The sequence below is a fragment of the Sporosarcina sp. QA0331 genome (assembly GCF_055808055.1).
The window spans coordinates 2,142,017-2,161,608 of record NZ_CM147850.1 but is presented as its reverse complement, the minus strand read 5'-3'; the positions used below and the strand labels follow the sequence as shown (position 1 = coordinate 2,161,608).

Here is a 19,592-nt window from a genome sequence, read left to right as displayed (position 1 = left end):
TGATGGAAAAGATCACGTTTGATAATTTACAAGAGACATTATTCCACGAAAGGCTCGACAATGGCTTGAATGTCTATATTTTGCCTAAACGCGGATTTTCAAAGACATATGTGACATTTACGACGAAATATGGCTCAATTGACAGGACGTTCATTCCAAGAGGCAAGAAGGATTTTGTAACTGTGCCAGACGGAATAGCGCATTTCCTTGAGCATAAAATGTTTGATAAGAAGGAAGGGGATGTGTTCCAGAAATTTGGCGTCCTAGGCGCATCCGCGAATGCATTCACTTCGTTTACACGTACATCGTACTTATTCTCTACGACCAACAACTTATATGAAAACACGAAAGTTCTACTCGATTTCGTGCAAGAGCCTTATTTCACTGAAGAAAAAGTCGAGAAAGAAAAAGGCATCATCGCACAGGAAATTACGATGTATGATGATAATCCGGATTGGCGCAATTATTTCGGGACAATCCAAAGCTTATATAAAGAATATCCGATCAACATCGATATCGCGGGTACGGTTGATACGATACAAGAAATTACAGCCGAGCATCTATATGAATGTTATGAAACGTTTTACCACCCTTCGAACATGACGGTTTTCGTCATTGGGGCAGTGGACCCGGAAGAGATGATGGATTTTATCCGTAAAGATCAAAGCAGCAAGGAATTTACGGAACCGGAAGAAATTACGAGGAAGTATCCTGAAGAACCGAATGAGGCGAGCAGGAAGAAAACAGTGCTTGAAATGGATGTCCTTCGTCCTAAATTCAATTACGGCATGAAGTGCAATCATACAATGATGGAAGGCGAAGAAATGCTGCGCCAAGATTTGGCGATCAATCTTCTTCTCGATATTTTGTTCGGCCGGACATCCGAATTTTACACGAAAGCATATAAAGATCATTTGATCGATGAAACGTATCATTATGATTTCATATTCGAGAAGGGATTCGGATTTGCTATGGTCGAATCAGATACCGATAATCCAGCAGAGTTAGAAGCAGCCGTTCGAGGTACATTGAAATCGCTAGCGGAAAATTGGACGATTACCGAAGAAGATTTGAATCGTGCGAGAAAACGGAGAATCGGTCAATTCATGCGCTCATTGAACTCGATCGAATTCATTTCGAATCAGTTTACTCAATATAATTTCAATGGCATGAATTTATTCGATGTCGTGCCGACCCTTGAACAAGTTAAGCTAGAACATTTGCAGGATGCATTTAAGACGATTTCCAACGAAGAAAGCCATACTGTCATGACGATTGTTCCCGGCTCAAAAGAAGGCTGAAAATGAAGAGGTATGCTGTCGTTCTTGGCTCATCCGGAGGCATAGGGGAAGCGGTCAGCCGCAAACTCGCGGCAGATGGATGGTCCTTGTATCTTCATTACAATAGAAACAAAAGTCGCGCATCGGAATTGAGAAGAGCGTTGATTGAAAAACATCCAGATGGGGACTTCCGAATCGTCCATTCGGATTTTTCGGAACTGGACGGAGCACAAAAGCTGGCAGAGCAAGTCGGGCATGTTCAAGTAGTTGTCGTCGCCCTAGGTCAGTCGATGTTAAAATTATTGACTGACACGAATAGCAATGATATGGATGCATTATGGCGAGTGCACATGCAAAACCCTGCATTGTTCATAAGTCTTGTGTCGCCGCAATTGCGCAGCCATCCAGTTTCGTACATCCTATTTATCGGCTCGATATGGGGCAATACCGGCGCCGCAGGAGAAGTGATGTATTCCGCCGTCAAAGGAGCCCAGCATGCATTTGTCAAAGCATATGCAAAAGAGGCGGCATATACCGGGACAAGAGTAAATGCCATTGCGCCTGGTTGGATTGAGACGGAAATGAATGAAGAGTTGTCGGAAGAGGATAAACAGCTCGTCATTGATCAAATTCCTTTGCAGTCAACCGGCCAACCTGAGCAAGTGGCAGATCTTGCAAGCTTCCTCGTAAGCGGAAAGGCAGATTATATGACTGGCGAGATTTTGAAGCTGAATGGTGGTTGGTATATATAGCTGTTGGTATATATAATAGGGGAAGGTAATTATCCCCTTTTCTTTTTTCCTTTTCTTCGCACCTCGAATCCGCTATTATAGAACTAAGTTGCGTCTTTTGCGTCCTATAAATAGAAGCGCTCCAAATAAGAGCCGGACAGTCACTTCCAGCTTTATGTGTTCATAATGAAAAAGGGTCGAAAGGGTGTGTCGAATGGGTGAATGGTATGTCGAATACGAGATACAAGTGAATCGGCCGGGTTTGCTCGGAGATATTGCTTCATTATTGGGGATGCTGCGCGTCAACATCGTAACGATTAACGGTGTGGACGGAGGACATCGCGGCATGCTTGTCAGGACGGAAAATGACGATCAAATCAAACGTTTCGAATTAATTGCATCCACGATGGAAACCATTCAGGTAAAGAAGATTCGTGAACCGAAACTGCGCGATATTTTAGCAGTGAGGCATGGACGATATATCCAACGGGATATCGATGATCGGAAGACATTCAGATTTATTCGAAGTGAATTGGGAGTCCTCGTAGATTTCATGGCAGAGCTGTTCAAACAGGAAGGCCATAAATTGATCGGAATACGAGGGATGCCTAGGGTCGGCAAAACGGAATCTGTCGTCGCTGCAAGTGTGTGTGCGAATAAGAAATGGATTTTCCTTTCTTCAACAATGATCAAACAGACCGTGCGGAATAATTTGGCGGGAGATGAATTCTCAAAGGATAATATATTTATCCTCGACGGAATCGTCACGCGTAAATCCGGAGATGAAAGACATATGCAGCTTGTCCGTGAAATGATGAGTATGCCTTCCATCAAAGTGGTCGAGCATCCGGACATGTTCGTTCAGCATTCTGAATATGACATGGAGGATTTTGATTATATTATCGAATTACGGACAGATCCTGACCAAGAAATTACATATGAAATGATGGAGAAAAACCATATGATGTCCGATGTCGGACCGATGGGCGGATTTGGTACGTTCAACTTTTAAACAGGCAGGTGATAAAATTGACCGGATTAGGTGATCGTCTTAAAGAGGCGAGAACAGCTAAGGGATATTCACTGGATGATTTGCAATCGATAACTAAAATTCAAAAACGGTACCTTTCCGGTATTGAAAATGAAGATTACAGCATGATGCCCGGCGCTTTCTATGTGCGTGCATTCATTAAACAGTATTCGGAAGCTGTCGGTTTGGATTCCGATGAAATGTTATCTTTGTACAAAGAATCTGCAATGCATGAAAAACTCGAAGAAGAGAATGCTCAAATTACCCCTCCTATGACGAGGAGCCGAGGTATAAAAGGCAACAGCCGTCTGAATGAAGTAATCCCCAAAATTATCGTGGCATTATTTATTGTTGTCATTATTGTTGTTATATGGACATTCTTCCAAAAAGGTGCATCCAAAGATACCGGACTCGATGTAGAATCGGAACAACCAATTACAATGGACAGTAATCAGCCACCGGCAGGCAATGTGGACGATGGTGTGTCGGAAGACAAGCCCGACGAGGAAGCGGCGACTGAGCCGGATCCTGAGCCTGAAGAAGAGGTGAAGGAGCAAACTCTTACGTATGTAAATACGAGCGGAGAAGATTCCACATACACTTTGACGGATGCCGAAGAATTCAAGCTGAAGATCGATACGTTCGGAGATACGTGGATTGGCGTACAGAATGAAAACAAAGAAGAACTTACGCCAGGTGCGAGAGTTATGAAAGACGGCGAAACGATTGAGTTGGATGTTTCGGATGTTCAATTTGTTCGAATTCGTGTTGCTGTCACTCCATATACGGACATTTATGTAAATGGAGAGAAACTCGAATATGTATCAGATAGATCTACGCAAAATATTTTTATAGAATATGAGAAATGAAAAAATAGTCATCTACAAAGATGACTTTTTTCATTCGGAAGGATAGTGAGACTATTGAATTTACCAAATAAGATTACGGTATCCCGCATTTTACTCATTCCTATATTCATCATTTTCATGGTTGTCGATTTTGGAATGGGATCGTTTGCTTTCGGTGGCACCACTCTCTCTGTGGAGCATCTGATTGGTGCTTTGCTGTTCATTATCGCGGCAGCGACAGATTGGTTCGACGGCCATTTGGCGAGAAAACATAATCTTGTTACGAACATGGGGAAGTTTTTGGATCCTCTTGCTGATAAACTTCTCGTTTCGGCTGCATTGATCATTCTAGTTGAATTGGGATCGGCAGCTTCGTGGATTGTTATCATCATTATTAGCAGAGAATTTGCTGTCACTGGATTGAGGCTTATTCTTGCAGGCGGCGGCGAAGTAGTTGCCGCAAATCAATTAGGAAAAATCAAGACAGCGACACAGCTCGTTGCAATCGCCTTCTTATTGCTGAATAACATTTTCTTTGAAGCGATTAATTTCCCATTCGGTACTATCATGCTATATATTGCTTTATTCTTTACGATTTGGTCAGGAGCGGATTATTTTTACAAAAACCGACGGGTATTACTCGACTCCATGTAAGGGGATGGCATATTGAAAGCGGAAATCATTGCAGTAGGATCTGAGCTTCTATTAGGTCAAATTACAAATACGAATGCGGCCTTCATTTCGGCGCGTCTTGCTGAAGCCGGCATCGATGTGTATTACCATACAGTCGTAGGGGACAATCCTAACAGGTTGGATGAAGCGATAACAATTGCGCAAAATCGCGCCGACCTCATCATTTTTTCTGGGGGATTGGGACCTACGAAAGATGATTTGACGAAAGAAACGATTGCCAAGAAACTTGGCGTTATACTAGAAAGCGATCATGATGCATTAGTATCTATTGAAGCGTATTTTAAACGGACAGGCAGGACGATGACTGACAATAATAAAAAGCAGGCTCTCGTACTAAGCGGTTCGACTGTCTTGGCAAACTATCATGGGATGGCGCCCGGCATGGCCATCAAAAAGAATGGGAAATGCTATATTTTATTGCCTGGCCCGCCACATGAAATGCAGCCAATGTTTGAAAAAGAAGCGATTCCTTATTTATTGGGAACTTCCGGCAATAAGGAAGTCATTGTTTCCCGAGTATTGAAAATTTACGGTATCGGCGAAGCCGAGCTTGAATATCGTGTCCAATCGATTTTGGATAGTCAGACAAATCCGACCGTAGCCCCTCTGGCATCACCCGATTCGGTCATTTTACGATTGACTGCAAAAGCGGAATCGGTTGAGGCGGCTTATAAGTTGATTACGCCAGTAGAATCTGAAATTCGTTCAATAGTCGGCCAATTCATCTATGGTATAGATGAGGATACATTGTCATCGAAGGCAGCTGAGCTTCTGTTAAGGAACGGGCTTACGATCGCTGCTGCGGAAAGCTTGACGGCTGGCCTATTCATGGCTGAATTGGCAGACGAACCAGGAATCAGCTCATCCTTAATAGGCGGAGTTGTCGTCTATGATGAGAAAGCGAAGAAAGAGCAACTGGATATTCCGGGTTCATTGCTTGATGAGTTTGGCGTTGTCAGTTCAGAATGCGCTGCTGCGCTAGCCCGGAGTGTGAAACGAAAATTCAGTTCTGATATAGGCATTGGATTGACTGGTGCTGCCGGACCCGATCCGCATGACGGGAAGCCAGTCGGGACAGTATGGATCGGAATTGCTTACAAAGATGACGAAGTGAAAACGTATAAACTAGATCTTTCAGGTTCCAGAAATGCTAATCGGAAACGTGCAGCTCGATTCGCACTCTATTACGTAATAAAAGAATTGAAAAGTCGTTTACCCGAAAATTAATTTTTGACTCCTATTCTCATTTAAAATTGATTTTTCCCCCTCATTCTCATTTAAAAATAGATTTTGATAAAATAAATCGAATAAGCGTTCGTTTTTTGTTTGAGTATTTCTCATAAAAGGAGTATAGTAGAGATAGGAAGAAAAGAATAACGCCTTTTAAGGGAGGAATCGTTTTTGAGCGATCGTAAAGCAGCTTTGGACCAAGCTTTGAAACAAATTGAGAAACAATTCGGGAAAGGGTCCGTCATGAAATTGGGGGAAAAAACCGACCGGGAGATTGCAACGTCTTCTACCGGCTCGCTTGCTCTAGATGCAGCATTAGGGGTTGGCGGTTATCCAAGAGGACGGGTCATTGAAATTTATGGACCTGAGAGCTCCGGTAAAACAACGGTAGCATTGCATGCAATTGCAGAAGTGCAAGCATCAGGCGGACAAGCCGCATTTATCGATGCTGAACATGCGCTAGATCCAGTTTATGCACAGAAACTGGGCGTCAATATTGACGAATTACTATTATCACAGCCGGATACGGGCGAACAAGCCCTTGAAATCGCTGAAGCACTCGTTAGAAGTGGAGCGATCGATATCGTTGTCGTCGACTCCGTTGCAGCGTTAGTGCCGAAAGCGGAAATCGAAGGGGAAATGGGAGACTCGCACGTTGGTTTGCAAGCGCGCCTCATGTCCCAAGCACTTCGTAAACTATCCGGTGCTATTAATAAATCGAAGACGATTGCAGTCTTTATCAACCAAATCCGTGAAAAAGTCGGCGTCATGTTCGGGAACCCTGAAGTGACACCTGGTGGACGTGCATTGAAATTCTATTCATCCGTCCGCTTGGAAGTACGCCGTGGCGAAGCAATCAAGCAAGGAAACGACATCATGGGTAACAAAACACGTATCCGCGTCGTGAAAAACAAAGTTGCTCCTCCGTTCCGTACTGCTGAAGTAGATATCATGTACGGAGAAGGGATTTCCAGAGAAGGTGAAATCGTCGACCTCGGCGCTGAATTGGAAGTTGTCCAAAAGAGCGGTGCATGGTACTCCTATGAAGGAGAACGTCTCGGCCAAGGACGTGAAAACGCCAAGCAATTCCTTAAAGAAAATCCGGATATCCGCGCTGAAATCGCAAACAAAATCCGCGACTCTTACGGAATGGCTGCAGCCAACTACGTCATTGCAGGCCACGACGAAGACGACGAAGATGAACTGGATCTATTTGTTGAAGAGGAAAAATAATTTGTTGATCTATTCAGGCGAAGGAAACCCCTTCGCCTGTTTTTTTGAGGACATTTAGAAAGTCTCAGAAAAGGCGACACTCCTGTGGGATCAGCGCGTTGACCGAAGACCCCGAAGGAGCTAAGTATGAGCGACGAGGAGACTGAGACGACGCCCGCGGAAAGGGAGCCGTTCTGGTGATTTCGTTAATTCAGCGAATTCCCTGTGGCTTCACTTGATAAAGAAACAATAGAAGCTAGATAAAAGGCCATGAAGCTTTACAATCCTTGACATGTCAATTTTTCATAGATACAATTAGAATTGTATAATTTCACACCAATGAAATCATTATGGCAGTATGTTGAATGTTAATATACGAGCCGACTGAAAACGAAAAGAATAGCAGGAGGAGGTGACCTGGATGCCAGATGGAATCATCGGAAACATCATCTCCGCTTTGCTCGGTCTGTTCGTCGGTGCAGTTGTTATCTATTTAGTTATCAAAAAGGTGAATGATTCAAGAGTGACGGGTGCCAAAAACTCTGCAGAACAAATCGTCGAAGATGCGAAACGTGAAGCGGAGGCTATGAAAAAAGAGGCACTGTTAGAAGCGAAAGATGAAAATCACAAACTGAGAATTGAAGCGGAATCAGAAGTCCGTGAACGAAGAGCGGAACTGCAAAAGCAGGAAAACCGCCTTTTACAACGGGAAGAAAATCTTGACCGCAAGGATGATGCTCTCAATAAAAGAGAAGCAGGACTGGAACGCAAAGATGACGCGCTTTCCAGTAGACAACAGCATATTGAACAAATGGAACGCAAGGCGGAAGATCTTGTTGCCATGCAACAGACGGAACTTGAAAGAATCTCGGCCCTTACACGGGATGAAGCGAAACGAATCATCTTGGATGACGTCGAGAAAGAGCTTTCTACAGATATCGCCGTAATGACGAAAGAATCGGAACAACGTGCAAAAGAAGAATCCGAAAAGAAAGCGCGCGAAATCCTTTCCCTTGCATTGCAACGTTTCGCAGCAGATCATGTTGCAGAAACAACCGTATCTGTCGTAAACTTGCCGAACGATGAAATGAAAGGCCGGATCATCGGAAGGGAAGGTCGTAATATCAGGACATTGGAAACATTGACTGGTATCGATCTAATCATCGACGATACTCCAGAAGCGGTCATTCTATCAGGCTTCGATCCTGTACGTCGTGAAACTGCTCGTCTTGCACTTGAAAAACTTGTACAAGATGGCAGAATACACCCGGCACGTATTGAAGAAATGGTAGATAAGGCGCGCAGGGAAGTGGATGAATTAATCCGTGAAAGAGGAGAACAGACTACATTTGACGTAGGAGTTCATAACTTGCATCCGGATCTGATCAAAATCCTTGGAAGATTGCATTTCCGTACAAGCTATGGCCAAAACGTCCTGAAGCACTCCGTTGAAGTTGCTTATCTAGCTGGACTGTTGGCAGCCGAGGTTGGCGAGGATGTCACCCTTGCAAGACGCGCAGGTCTTCTCCACGATATCGGTAAGGCGATTGACCACGAAGTCGAAGGAAGCCACGTTCAAATCGGGGTAGAGCTTGCTACGAAGTACAAAGAGCACCCTGTTGTCATCAACAGTATCGCCTCCCATCATGGTGATGAAGAAGCGACTTCTGTCATCGCAGTATTGGTTGCTGCAGCAGATGCATTATCAGCAGCAAGACCAGGTGCACGAAGTGAAACTTTGGAAAACTACATTCGCAGGTTGCAAAAACTTGAAGAAATTTCGGAATCATACGAAGGCGTGGAAAAATCATTCGCCATCCAAGCGGGCCGCGAAGTCCGAATCATTGTTCGACCAGACCAGATTGATGACATTACTGCGCATCGACTGGCTAGAGATATTCGAAAACGGATCGAGGAAGAACTCGATTATCCGGGTCACATCAAAGTGACGGTCATTCGTGAAACGCGTGCAGTCGAATATGCAAAATGATAAAATGACTCCTGTCCAACCATGGTTCAGGAGTCATTTTCTTATCGTTACAATTGAAGTTCGTATTAGTAGAAAGAGGTTACAGTCATGAAGGTAATTTTTATTGGAGATATTGTAGGATCAATCGGCAGAGAGATGGTGTTCGACCACATCGCACGATTGAAAAGAAAATATAAGGCGGATGTCGTCATTGCCAACGGCGAAAATGCAGCTTCGGGCAGAGGAATTACAAAAGCGATTTTTGACGATCTTCTCCGTTCGGGTGTCGATGTCGTGACGATGGGTAATCATACGTGGGATCAAAAGGAAATATATGATTTCATAGATGATACCGACTACTTAATCCGTCCTGCAAATTTTTCAGACGAGGCTCCGGGAAAAGGTATGACGACAATCACCAAAAATGGTGTGACATTATCGGTTATTAATTTGCATGGCCGAACATTCCTTCCTCCGCATGGCGATCCGTTTGAAAAGGCGGAAGAATTGATTGCAGAGGCAAGCGAAATTTCTCCACTTATCTTCGTCGACTTCCATGCAGAGGCGACAAGTGAGAAAATTGCTATGGGGTGGCATCTGGACGGAAAAGCATCTGTTGTCGTTGGGACGCATACACATGTTCAAACGGCAGATGACCGCATTTTGCCAGGTGGCACAGCCTATTTAACAGACGCAGGAATGACAGGCCCCTATGACGAAATATTAGGGATGAAAAAAGAGGATGTCATCTATCGATTCCGTACGAATTTGCCGACCCGCTTTGAAGTTCCGAAACGAGGCCGCGCCCAATTGAATGGGCTGTTTGTCGAGTTGAACGACCAAACAGGCAAAGCAGTCGCGATTGAACGTATTTTGATCAATGAGGATCACCGATTCGAAGCATGAAGTGAGTCTATTCATCTCCTTCTTTTCATAAGATGACGTATGGATAAATACATTCCATAGACATCGTGAAAACAAGGAGGAAACATGGTGAGTCCATTGAAGGTATCATCCCGCTCTAATCCAAATTCCGTCGCAGGAGCACTCGTAGCGGTAATCAGGGATCAAGGGTATGCGGAAATGCAGGCGGTCGGTGCCGGCGCATTGAACCAGGCCATTAAAGCAGTCGCAATCGCACGCGGCTTCGTCGCCCCAAGCGGAAGCGACCTCGTTTGCGCCCCGGCATTTACCGATATTGAAATTAATGGTGAGGGACGAACAGCGTTAAAGCTGTTAGTGGAAAAAAGAAAAAGAAGTTAAAAACGTATTTGACAATAGCAATAAAATCGAAGGGGGCTATCCAGAAAGTCAGTGAAAACTGATTTTCTGCGATAGCCCCTTATTGTTGCAGCGATAAATAAGATCTAATGTTCAAAGCAGGTGACTGCGCGTCCAAAGCAAGCCACCTCGCGTCCAAAGCAGGAGGTTGCACGTCCAAAGCAAGTCGCCACGCGTCCAAAGCAAGTGGTTGCACGTCCAAAGCAAGCCGCCTCGCGTCCAAAGCAAGTGGTTGCACGTCCAAAGCAAGCCGCCTCGCGTCCAAAGCAAGTGGTTGCACGTCCAAAGCGAGCCGTCCCGCGTCCAAAGTAGTCCGCCCCACGCCCAAAGAAGCCGCCAGTTGTCACACAGTTGCCTAAAACTCCTGAATTCTAGATGTGAAAAAAATCACACTACTTCAAAGTGGTAAGAAGTTCATGTATAATGGAATCGAATCTGTTCAATTCCCGCAAGGTTTGAAGAAAGGGGCTGTTTAAATGAATGAAGAACAACGCCTGGAAGCCGGGCTTGTCAAACCGGATACAGTGAAAACTGCGTCTGCAACGGAAAAGGACTATAGTAAATATTTTGAAACAGTCTATACACCCCCATCCTTAAAGGATGCGAAAAAGCGCGGTAAAGAAGAAATTGCCTATCACGACGATTTCCAAATTGATGAGCGCTTTATTGGCATGGGTGCTGGACGTAAATTTTATATCCGTACATATGGTTGTCAAATGAACGAGCATGATACAGAGGTAATGGCGGGCATCTTCACCGGTTTAGGATACGAAGCGACAAACACGGTGGACGATGCAGATGTCATTCTATTGAATACGTGCGCAATTCGAGAAAACGCTGAAAACAAGGTGTTCGGTGAATTGGGACATTTGAAGCCGTTAAAGCTTGAAAAACCTGATCTGCTCATAGGTGTTTGTGGCTGCATGTCACAGGAAGAGTCGGTCGTTAATAAAATCCTGAAAACATATGATCAAGTCGATATGATTTTCGGAACGCATAACATTCATAGATTGCCGAATATCCTTCATGAGGCATATATGTCCAAAGAAATGGTCGTCGAAGTTTGGTCTAAAGAAGGGGATATCATTGAAAACCTTCCAAAAGTCCGACATGGAAATATTAAAGCATGGGTCAACATCATGTATGGCTGCGACAAGTTCTGCACGTATTGCATCGTGCCTTACACTCGTGGAAAAGAGCGCAGTCGACGCCCACATGACATTATCCAAGAAGTTAGGCAACTAGCCGCTCATGGATATAAAGAGATCATGCTGCTCGGCCAAAACGTCAATGCTTATGGAAAAGATTTCGATGATATTGAATATCGCCTAGGGGATTTAATGGATGACCTTCGTCAAATTGATATTCCACGCATCCGTTTTACAACGAGCCATCCAAGGGATTTCGACGATCATCTCATTGAAGTGCTAGCAAAAGGCGGAAACTTGCTCGATCATATCCATTTACCTGTCCAATCAGGTTCGAGCGATATTTTAAAAATTATGGCGCGAAAATATTCCAGAGAACAGTTCTTGGAGCTTGTCGGTAAAATTAAAGCTGCCATTCCAAACGTCACGTTGACAACGGATATTATTGTCGGCTTCCCGAATGAAACGGACGAGCAATTTGAAGAAACACTTTCTTTATATAAGGAAGTCGGTTTCGAAATGGCTTATACGTATATTTATTCTCCACGTGAAGGGACGCCAGCTGCCAAGATGGTGGACAATATTCCGATGGAAGTGAAAAAAGAACGTCTTCAACGTCTGAATAAGCTCGTTAATGATATGTCCGCAGAAGCGATGAAGCCTTACAAAGGAAAAGTCGTAAAAGTGCTTGTAGAGGGAGAAAGTAAAAGGAATCCCGAAGTGCTTGCCGGTTATACAGAGAAGAATAAACTCGTTAATTTCAAAGCGCCGCGTTCGGTGATCGGCAAAATTGTCGATGTAAAAATTACAGAGGCCAAAACATGGTCGCTCGACGGAGAATTTATCGGTATCGTAAAAGAGGAAAAGGTGATGTCATAATGGAAAAGTTTTATACTAAAGAAGAGATCATTGCAAAAGCACGCGAAATTGCACATATGATTGCCAATACGGAGCAAGTTGAATTCTTCAAACGTGCTGAAGAACAAATTAATGATAACCAAAAAATCCGTGAAAAGATTGCGAGCTTGAAGTCTTTGCAAACACAAGCTGTCAATTTTCAAATGTATGAAAAAGAAAGAGCCCTCCAAATTATTGAAGGAAAAATCGAGAAGATCCAATCTGAGATTGACGATGTTCCGATTGTACAGGAATTCAAACAATCGCAGCTCGACGTGAACGAACTGCTTCAGTTGGTCTCAAATACGATTTCCAACAGTGTTACTGACGAGATCATTGAATCGACTGGCGGCGATGTTCGACGCGGAGAAACTGGATCATACGTTAGAAATACGAAACATAAGCCGTTATCATAATCTAGACCGGTGAGGATAATTTCCTCATCGGTTTTTTCACTTTCTGGGCTTCTGGTGCATAGGATAAATAGACGTCAACGAAGGAGGAAACGAACTGAAGAATCTACGGCAAATTGTGACGAAGGCAGTCATTGCTAAAGGGAAACTAAGGACGGAATCGAATGTCTCTCTGAAGCCGCCGAATAATCCATCGAGCATTCTGGGCTGTTGGGTGATCAACCACACGCATCAAGCAAAAAAAGTGGGACGATACATTGAAGTGACAGGGAAATTTGATGTGAATGTCTGGTATTCGCATCACGATCACTCAAAGACTTCCGTCTATTCGGAATCGGTGCCGTATAAGGATAAGATACGGCTCCATTATCGGGATGAGCCGGTGTCCGGTCAGGAAGAAATTATCGTCAACGTCGTCCAGCATCCAAACTGCACCGAAGCGCTCATCTCGGAATGCGGTGAAAAATTCATTATTAAAGTGGAAAGAGAATTGGTAGCGGAAGTTGTTGGGGAAACAAAAGTATGTATCACTGTTCATCCGCATCAATTTGAAGAGGAATGGTCATTCAATGATGAATCGTCTTCCCATCAAGAACATGACCATGATCATCACAAAGCAGATGAAGAGAAGCGTCATGACGATAGAGGAAAGGATTCACGTCCATTTTAAGCCGGATAAGCTTCCGGCTTTTTTTAAATTCCGGATTTTCCGCTTTGTACCTGTGAGGCTTCATGTTTTGATATAATAAAGAAAACGACAGATATAGCGAGGTTCTGGAATGACTACATATACACCCATGATTCAACAATATTTACAAGTGAAATCCGAATATGAAGATGCATTTCTATTTTTTCGTTTAGGAGATTTCTACGAGATGTTTTTCAACGATGCAATTGAAGCATCCAATATTCTAGAAATCACATTGACGAGTAGGGACGGAGGAAGTACTGACAAAATCCCGATGTGCGGAGTGCCTTTTCATTCAGCCGAAGGGTATATCGAGACGTTGGTCCAAAAAGGCCATAAAGTGGCAATCTGTGAACAGACGGAGGATCCACGGGCGGCAAAAGGGATTGTGAAACGTGAAGTCGTCAAAGTAGTAACACCCGGTACAATCATTGAAGGAAAATCTTTAGATGCAAATGCAAATCATTTCATAGGCTCTGCTGATCAGTTGGATGAACGACGTTATGCCTTGGCGTATGTCGATCTAGCAACGGGCGAAGGAAAGGCTGAAATTATTTCCGGTGATGAACGGACATTGATCGGCGAGATCGAAGCGCTCGGAATGAAGGAGATTGTCGTCCGGGAACAATTGCATATTTCATTAAATGAATGGATGGCGAAAAGGGATATCGTCCTTTCAATGGAAAATGGGGAAGACACTCACTCTAAAACTGCTCAGCCGCATATTCCGGCAGAATTGAATGAGGCATGTGATATTTTAGTTTCTTATTTGAAACGCACTCAAAAAACATCTTTGGATCACTTACGTCCTTTTGAATATATCCAAAAATCCGGAAAGCTGTCCATCGATGCCAATTCAATGCGTAATCTCGAGCTCGTCCAATCTATCCGAAGCGGAAGCAAAGAAGGAACGCTTTTCTGGCTGCTAGATGAGACATCGACAGCGATGGGTGCAAGGAAATTGAGGATTTGGATCCATCAGCCTCTTGCGGACAGGAATGCGATAGAGGACAGGCTAACGATTGTCTCCGATTTGATTGAAGATTATTTTCTTCGTGATGAATTAAAAACGGCCCTGAAGGAAGTTTATGACCTTGAACGGTTATCGGGAAGGATTTCCATGGGAAGCGCAAGTGGTAGAGATCTTGCTCAGCTTCGAAATTCCCTTCGACGGGTGCCGCATTTGAAAAATGCTCTACAGCAATCTGGTCACGAACGGCTCCAACGATATTCTGAACAAATCGATCCGTGTTCAGAAGCGCTCGAACTTTTGGAAGCTTCTATCGCAGAAAATCCACCGCTTTCTGTCAAGGAAGGCGGTATCATCAAAGATGGTTATCACGAAAAGCTGGACCAGTATAGAGATGCTTCGAGAAACGGCAAGGAATGGCTAGCAGGGCTTGAACGCGAGGAACGGGAACGTACGGGTATTAAAAACTTGAAAATCGGCTACAACCGCATTTTCGGCTATTTTATCGAGATTACAAAATCCAATATCCATCTGGCGGATTTGAGCCGATATGAGCGCAAACAGACGCTTGCCAATGCGGAGCGCTATATCACTTCCGAGCTGAAGGAAAAGGAAGACCTAATTCTGAACGCCGAAGCGGAAGGCCAAGAGCTGGAATATACTCTATTTTGCACTGTGCGAGATGAAATGAAAAAATATATCCGCAAAGTGCAAAAATTAGCTAGCGTCCTTTCCGAGTTGGACGTGCTATTATCATTCGCTGAAGTGTCCGAGAAGCAAAGATTCGTCAAACCGCAATTCCATGACGGACGGGAATTGGAAATTAAAAACGGAAGACATCCCGTCGTCGAGAAGATGATGGATCATTCATTATACGTGCCGAATAGTTGCAAACTGACTGAGGACGCAAACATGCTGCTTATTACGGGTCCGAACATGTCGGGTAAAAGTACATTTATGCGTCAAGTGGCATTGACCGTCATCATGGCTCAAATCGGCTGCTATGTGCCTTGTGAATCCGCAACTCTGCCTGTGACAGATCAAATATTTACGAGAATCGGAGCAGCAGATGACCTGGCATCCGGTCAAAGTACGTTCATGATGGAAATGATGGAATCAAAATATGCAATTGCAAATGCCACTAGCAATAGCTTGCTCCTTTTCGATGAAATTGGCAGGGGAACGTCGACATACGACGGAATGTCGCTTGCCCAGGCGATGATGGAATTCATCCATAATGAAATCGGTGCTAACACATTGTTTTCAACGCATTATCATGAGCTGACGAAGCTTGATATTGAGCTAGAAAGGCTTGCGAATGTACATGTGGCTGCTATGGAGCAGGAAGGAAGAGTCGTCTTTCTCCATAAAGTGATGGCGGGTCCGGCGGATAAAAGCTATGGTATCCATGTTGCGCAGCTAGCAGGACTTCCGGATACAATCGTCGTCCGTGCTACGGAGCTGCTTGATGCTTTTGAAAATGCAGAACAGGCGGCTGCCGCGATTTCGGCATCCGAGCAATTAACATTCTTTGATTTGCAAGAAGAACCTGACCCGGTGTCGGAAGTGGACAAGTCCGTTTTAGAGCAGATGAAACAGACAGACCTATTGAACTTGACGCCGATGCAGGCGATGAACTTGATCCTTGATTGGCAAAAACAATTAAGTACGGCTACGAAAGCGGACTGATGATTTACGACCAGCTTGCCAATTGCTATTTATTTTCATAACCAAAAGACATAAGGAGGGATCCAATGGATATCATTTCAGTAATGGATGATTCATTATCGAATAAAATCGCTGCAGGGGAAGTCGTCGAGCGACCAGCTTCGATTGTGAAGGAATTGGTCGAGAACTCGATTGACGCGGATAGCACTTCGATTGAAATTGCGCTTGAAGAAGCAGGGCTTACATCCATTCGGGTGACCGATAACGGAAAAGGGATGTCACGTCACGATGCTGTCCTTGCGTTTGAGCGCCACGCAACGAGCAAAATATCGAATGAACATGATCTGTTCCGGATCAGAACTCTTGGATTCAGAGGGGAGGCGCTTGCCAGTATCGCTTCCGTATCCAAGGTCAGCCTCTTCACGTCTGATGGTGAAACGGAAGGAACGGAAGTGCAGCTTGACGGCGGCATCGTTCTGAAAGAATCCAATGCAGCATTCAGAAAAGGGACCGATATGACAGTATCGCAACTATTCTATAACACGCCGGCTAGGTTGAAATATATGAAAACAATTCAAACCGAGCTGGGGCATACGATTGATCTCGTCAACCGTCTTGCGCTAAGCCATCCCCATATCTCTTTCAAGCTATCCCATCATAGCCAGACGATTCTACATACGTCAGGCAGCGGAGATCGGCGGAAAGTCCTTACAGATATATACGGTATGGCCGTCGCGAAGAAAATGGTTCCATTCAAAGGGGAAAACTCTGATTTTAAAGTGGATGGCTACGTCACATTGCCTGAAATGACAAGGGCATCCAAAAACTATATGACTCTCATCGTCAACGGAAGATGGGTGAAGAGCTACGCAGCGAATCAGGCCGTGCTCGATGGATTGCACACCTATTTGCCGATCGGACGCTTCCCGATTGCAGTCATCAACGTTGAAACAGATCCGTTTTTAACAGATGTCAACGTGCACCCGTCCAAACAGCATATTCGCCTTAGTAAAGAGGGTGAACTGTTTGCCCTTATCAAATCATCAGTTCGCGAAGCGGTGAAAAGAACTATTATCGTTCCGGATGCTGTGAAACGAGAGCCTGTCAAAAGAATGCCCTCTGAGCAGGTGACGATGTGGAATGAATTCCAGCCGGCGAATGTTCGGAAGGAAACGACAGTTGAACGAGAGGAATTGGAAACAAAACAGGTAGTGGCTCAGTTTGAGAAGGAAAATTCCAAACCGGAAGTGGATCTGTTCGAAAAGAAGCCGGTCCAAACTGTTTACGAACCTATCGTCAAGCCTGAATCAGTTCAAGTAGACCTACCAGAAAAAGTGATGGAAGAACAAGAGGTATTAGATAATCACGAAGAAACTGTTCCTGAAACAAATGAAGTGAAGGAAAAAAGATTCCCTTCACTCGTCCCAGTCGGCCAAGTCCACGGCACGTACATCGTCGCTCAAAATGAAGACGGATTTTACATGATCGACCAGCATGCTGCCCAAGAGCGCATCAAATATGAATTTTTCAGAGATAAATTGAGTAAAGTGGAACTGGATGAAAGACAAATGCTGTTAATGCCGCTCATCTTCCACTATTCAGGCGATGAAATGGTGAAAATAGAAGAGAATCGGGAAGCGTTGAATGAAGTAGGCGTCTTTCTGGAAGAGTTCGGCCCTTCATCTTATACAGTTAAGGAATATCCGGCGTGGTTTCCGGCAGGAGAAGCGTCGTCGCTTATCGAAGAATTAATAGAGCAAGTGCTAACGAACCGGAAGACCGATATCGGCAAACTACGTGAAGAGACTGCAATTATGATGAGCTGCAAACGGTCTATCAAAGCAAATCATCATCTATCGATCGCAGATATGGAAAGATTGCTGAATGATTTGTCGCTTGCGGAAAATCCGTATACATGCCCTCACGGACGGCCAGTCTTAGTTCATTTTTCAACTTATGAAATTGAAAAGATGTTTAAGAGGGTAATGTAAATAAATGAGTAGAATCTTATATTGAACGAGGAGGAGGAAAGAGGATGGGTGAGTTCATATTAACGATCGACCAAGGCACGACCAGTACGAGGGCGATCTTGTTTAATCGAAAAGGCGAGATCGTTCATACGGCACAGCGGGAATTTAAGCAGATTTTTCCAAAGCCTGGCTGGGTCGAACACAATGCGAGTGAAATATGGGGTTCTGTCTTATCCGTTATCGCTTCGGTGCTGACTGAAAGCGGACATCAGCCAAAAGATATTGACGGGATTGGCATTACAAATCAACGAGAGACTTCAGTTATATGGGATAAAAAGACTGGACAACCTGTCTACAACGCGATTGTTTGGCAATCAAGACAATCACAGCCAATCATCGATGAATTGCGGAAAGCCGGCAAAGAAGAAAGCGTCCGTCAAAAGACTGGTTTGCAACTCGATCCTTATTTCTCAGGTTCGAAAGTTAAATGGATTCTCGATGAGGTAGAAGGCGTTCGGGAACGGGCAGATAAAGGGGATCTGCTTTTTGGAACGATCGATTCGTTTTTAATTTGGAAACTTTCGAATGGAGCCGTCCATGTCACAGACTATTCCAACGCGTCAAGGACGATGCTTTTCAATATCCACGAGCTTCAGTGGGATAAAGATCTATGCGAAATGTTGGATGTCCCGATGAATATGTTGCCTGAGGTGAGAATGTCCTCTGAAATCTATGCCAATACCGACCCGTCCGTTTTCTTCGGGGCTTCCATCCCGATTGCCGGTGCGGCAGGAGATCAGCAATGTGCATTGTTCGGGCAAACTTGTTTCCATAGAGGCATGGCGAAAAATACGTATGGCACTGGTTGCTTCATGTTGTTGAATACGGGCGAACAGCCGATGATTTCCGAAAATGGACTTTTGACAACGATTGCATGGGGTCTGGACGGCAAGATTACATATGCATTAGAAGGAAGTGTGTTCGTCGCAGGCTCCGCGATCCAATGGCTTAGAGATGGGCTGCGTATGATCAATAAAGCGTCGGATTCGGAAATGTACGCGAAGCGAATTGCATCCACGGATGGTGTGTACGTAGTGCCGGCATTCGTCGGTCTAGGTACCCCGTATTGGGATTCAGATACGAGAGGCGCTGTATTCGGATTAACGCGCGGAACGGAAAAAGAGCATTTTATCCGTGCAACAGTCGAATCACTTGCCTACCAAACAAAAGACGTGCTTTTGACGATGGAGAAAGATGCAGGCATCGACATCGATATTTTGCGAGTTGACGGAGGGGCTGTCGCCAATACATTCCTTATGCAGTTCCAAAGCGATTTGCTCCAGATCGAAGTGGAGCAATCGGCTTATTTGGAGACGACGGCACTCGGGGCTGCTTATCTTGCAGGACTGGCAACAGGCTTTTTCGAATCTTGCGAGTCAGTGGAAGCATTATGGACGAAGGAAAAGACGTATTCACCAAAGATGGACGTGGAAGAGCGGGACGCATTATACAACGGATGGAAAAAGGCAGTTGAAGCGGCACGGGCTTTTAAATCTTGACTGGA

Annotated in this window: 17 protein-coding genes; 16 read left to right on the top strand and 1 reads right to left on the bottom strand. The window is 44.5% G+C overall.

The annotated features are described in order from the left end of the window. Nucleotides 1-2: 2 nt before the first annotated feature. From yfmH to AC0L13_RS10805, 10 genes are all read left to right on the top strand, one after another. Complete coding sequence (gene yfmH / locus AC0L13_RS10850) at nt 3-1,301, top strand: EF-P 5-aminopentanol modification-associated protein YfmH (protein ID WP_473639468.1); 1,299 nt, start codon at nt 3-5, stop codon at nt 1,299-1,301. Nucleotides 1,302-1,303: 2 nt separating this feature from the next. Beyond that, nucleotides 1,304-2,032 (top strand): elongation factor P 5-aminopentanone reductase, encoded by a 729-nt coding sequence (ymfI, locus tag AC0L13_RS10845; RefSeq protein ID WP_473639466.1) that lies wholly within the window; start codon nt 1,304-1,306, stop codon nt 2,030-2,032. A gap of 193 nt (nt 2,033-2,225) precedes the next feature. After that, nucleotides 2,226-3,023 carry a YmfK family protein gene (locus AC0L13_RS10840; protein WP_473639464.1) on the top strand — a complete coding sequence of 266 codons (798 nt, stop codon included), beginning with the start codon at nt 2,226-2,228 and terminating at the stop codon, nt 3,021-3,023. A 17-nt stretch (nt 3,024-3,040) separates the two neighbouring features. After that, a complete protein-coding gene (locus AC0L13_RS10835) occupies nt 3,041-3,910 on the top strand; it encodes a helix-turn-helix domain-containing protein (protein ID WP_473639462.1) in 870 nt (289 codons plus the stop codon). A 54-nt stretch (nt 3,911-3,964) separates the two neighbouring features. Further along, complete coding sequence (gene pgsA, locus AC0L13_RS10830; protein ID WP_473639460.1) at nt 3,965-4,543, top strand: CDP-diacylglycerol--glycerol-3-phosphate 3-phosphatidyltransferase; 579 nt, start codon at nt 3,965-3,967, stop codon at nt 4,541-4,543. A gap of 12 nt (nt 4,544-4,555) precedes the next feature. Then, the gene (locus AC0L13_RS10825) at nt 4,556-5,809 is read left to right on the top strand and encodes a competence/damage-inducible protein A (protein ID WP_473639458.1); all 1,254 of its coding nucleotides are present in this window, start codon (nt 4,556-4,558) and stop codon (nt 5,807-5,809) included. Between the two features lie 174 nt (nt 5,810-5,983). After that, on the top strand, nt 5,984-7,045 hold the full coding sequence (recA, locus tag AC0L13_RS10820) for a recombinase RecA (RefSeq protein WP_473639456.1): 1,062 nt from the start codon (nt 5,984-5,986) through the stop codon (nt 7,043-7,045). Nucleotides 7,046-7,445: 400 nt separating this feature from the next. Further along, entirely contained in the window at nt 7,446-9,014 is a 1,569-nt protein-coding gene (gene rny / locus AC0L13_RS10815) for a ribonuclease Y (RefSeq protein WP_473639454.1), read from the top strand. An 87-nt stretch (nt 9,015-9,101) separates the two neighbouring features. Next, nucleotides 9,102-9,899, top strand: coding sequence for a TIGR00282 family metallophosphoesterase (locus AC0L13_RS10810; protein ID WP_473639451.1), 798 nt, complete (start codon nt 9,102-9,104; stop codon nt 9,897-9,899). Between the two features lie 87 nt (nt 9,900-9,986). Then, nucleotides 9,987-10,256, top strand: a complete 270-nt coding sequence (locus AC0L13_RS10805; RefSeq protein ID WP_153010004.1) for a stage V sporulation protein S — start codon at nt 9,987-9,989, stop codon at nt 10,254-10,256. A 79-nt stretch (nt 10,257-10,335) separates the two neighbouring features. Here AC0L13_RS10805 and AC0L13_RS10800 read toward each other — a convergent pair whose 3' ends face one another. Next, complete coding sequence (locus AC0L13_RS10800) at nt 10,336-10,581, bottom strand: hypothetical protein (protein ID WP_473639449.1); 246 nt, start codon at nt 10,579-10,581, stop codon at nt 10,336-10,338. A 169-nt stretch (nt 10,582-10,750) separates the two neighbouring features. On the opposite strand from AC0L13_RS10800, the gene miaB reads away from it, so the two are divergent. The 6 genes from miaB (at nt 10,751) to glpK (ending at nt 19,587) form a co-directional block, all read left to right on the top strand. Continuing rightward, the gene (gene miaB / locus AC0L13_RS10795) at nt 10,751-12,301 is read left to right on the top strand and encodes a tRNA (N6-isopentenyl adenosine(37)-C2)-methylthiotransferase MiaB (RefSeq protein ID WP_473639447.1); all 1,551 of its coding nucleotides are present in this window, start codon (nt 10,751-10,753) and stop codon (nt 12,299-12,301) included. Continuing rightward, on the top strand, nt 12,301-12,735 hold the full coding sequence (locus tag AC0L13_RS10790; RefSeq protein ID WP_473639445.1) for a YlbF/YmcA family competence regulator: 435 nt from the start codon (nt 12,301-12,303) through the stop codon (nt 12,733-12,735). The genes miaB and AC0L13_RS10790 overlap by 1 nt, the downstream gene beginning before the upstream one ends. A gap of 115 nt (nt 12,736-12,850) precedes the next feature. Next, nucleotides 12,851-13,402 (top strand): outer spore coat protein CotE, encoded by a 552-nt coding sequence (gene cotE / locus AC0L13_RS10785; protein ID WP_440499452.1) that lies wholly within the window; start codon nt 12,851-12,853, stop codon nt 13,400-13,402. A 109-nt stretch (nt 13,403-13,511) separates the two neighbouring features. After that, a complete protein-coding gene (gene mutS / locus AC0L13_RS10780; RefSeq protein ID WP_473639443.1) occupies nt 13,512-16,079 on the top strand; it encodes a DNA mismatch repair protein MutS in 2,568 nt (855 codons plus the stop codon). A 65-nt stretch (nt 16,080-16,144) separates the two neighbouring features. After that, a complete protein-coding gene (mutL, locus tag AC0L13_RS10775) occupies nt 16,145-18,049 on the top strand; it encodes a DNA mismatch repair endonuclease MutL (protein ID WP_473639440.1) in 1,905 nt (634 codons plus the stop codon). 44 nt (nt 18,050-18,093) lie between these two features. Next, complete coding sequence (glpK, locus tag AC0L13_RS10770; protein ID WP_473639438.1) at nt 18,094-19,587, top strand: glycerol kinase GlpK; 1,494 nt, start codon at nt 18,094-18,096, stop codon at nt 19,585-19,587. Nucleotides 19,588-19,592: the final 5 nt, after the last annotated feature.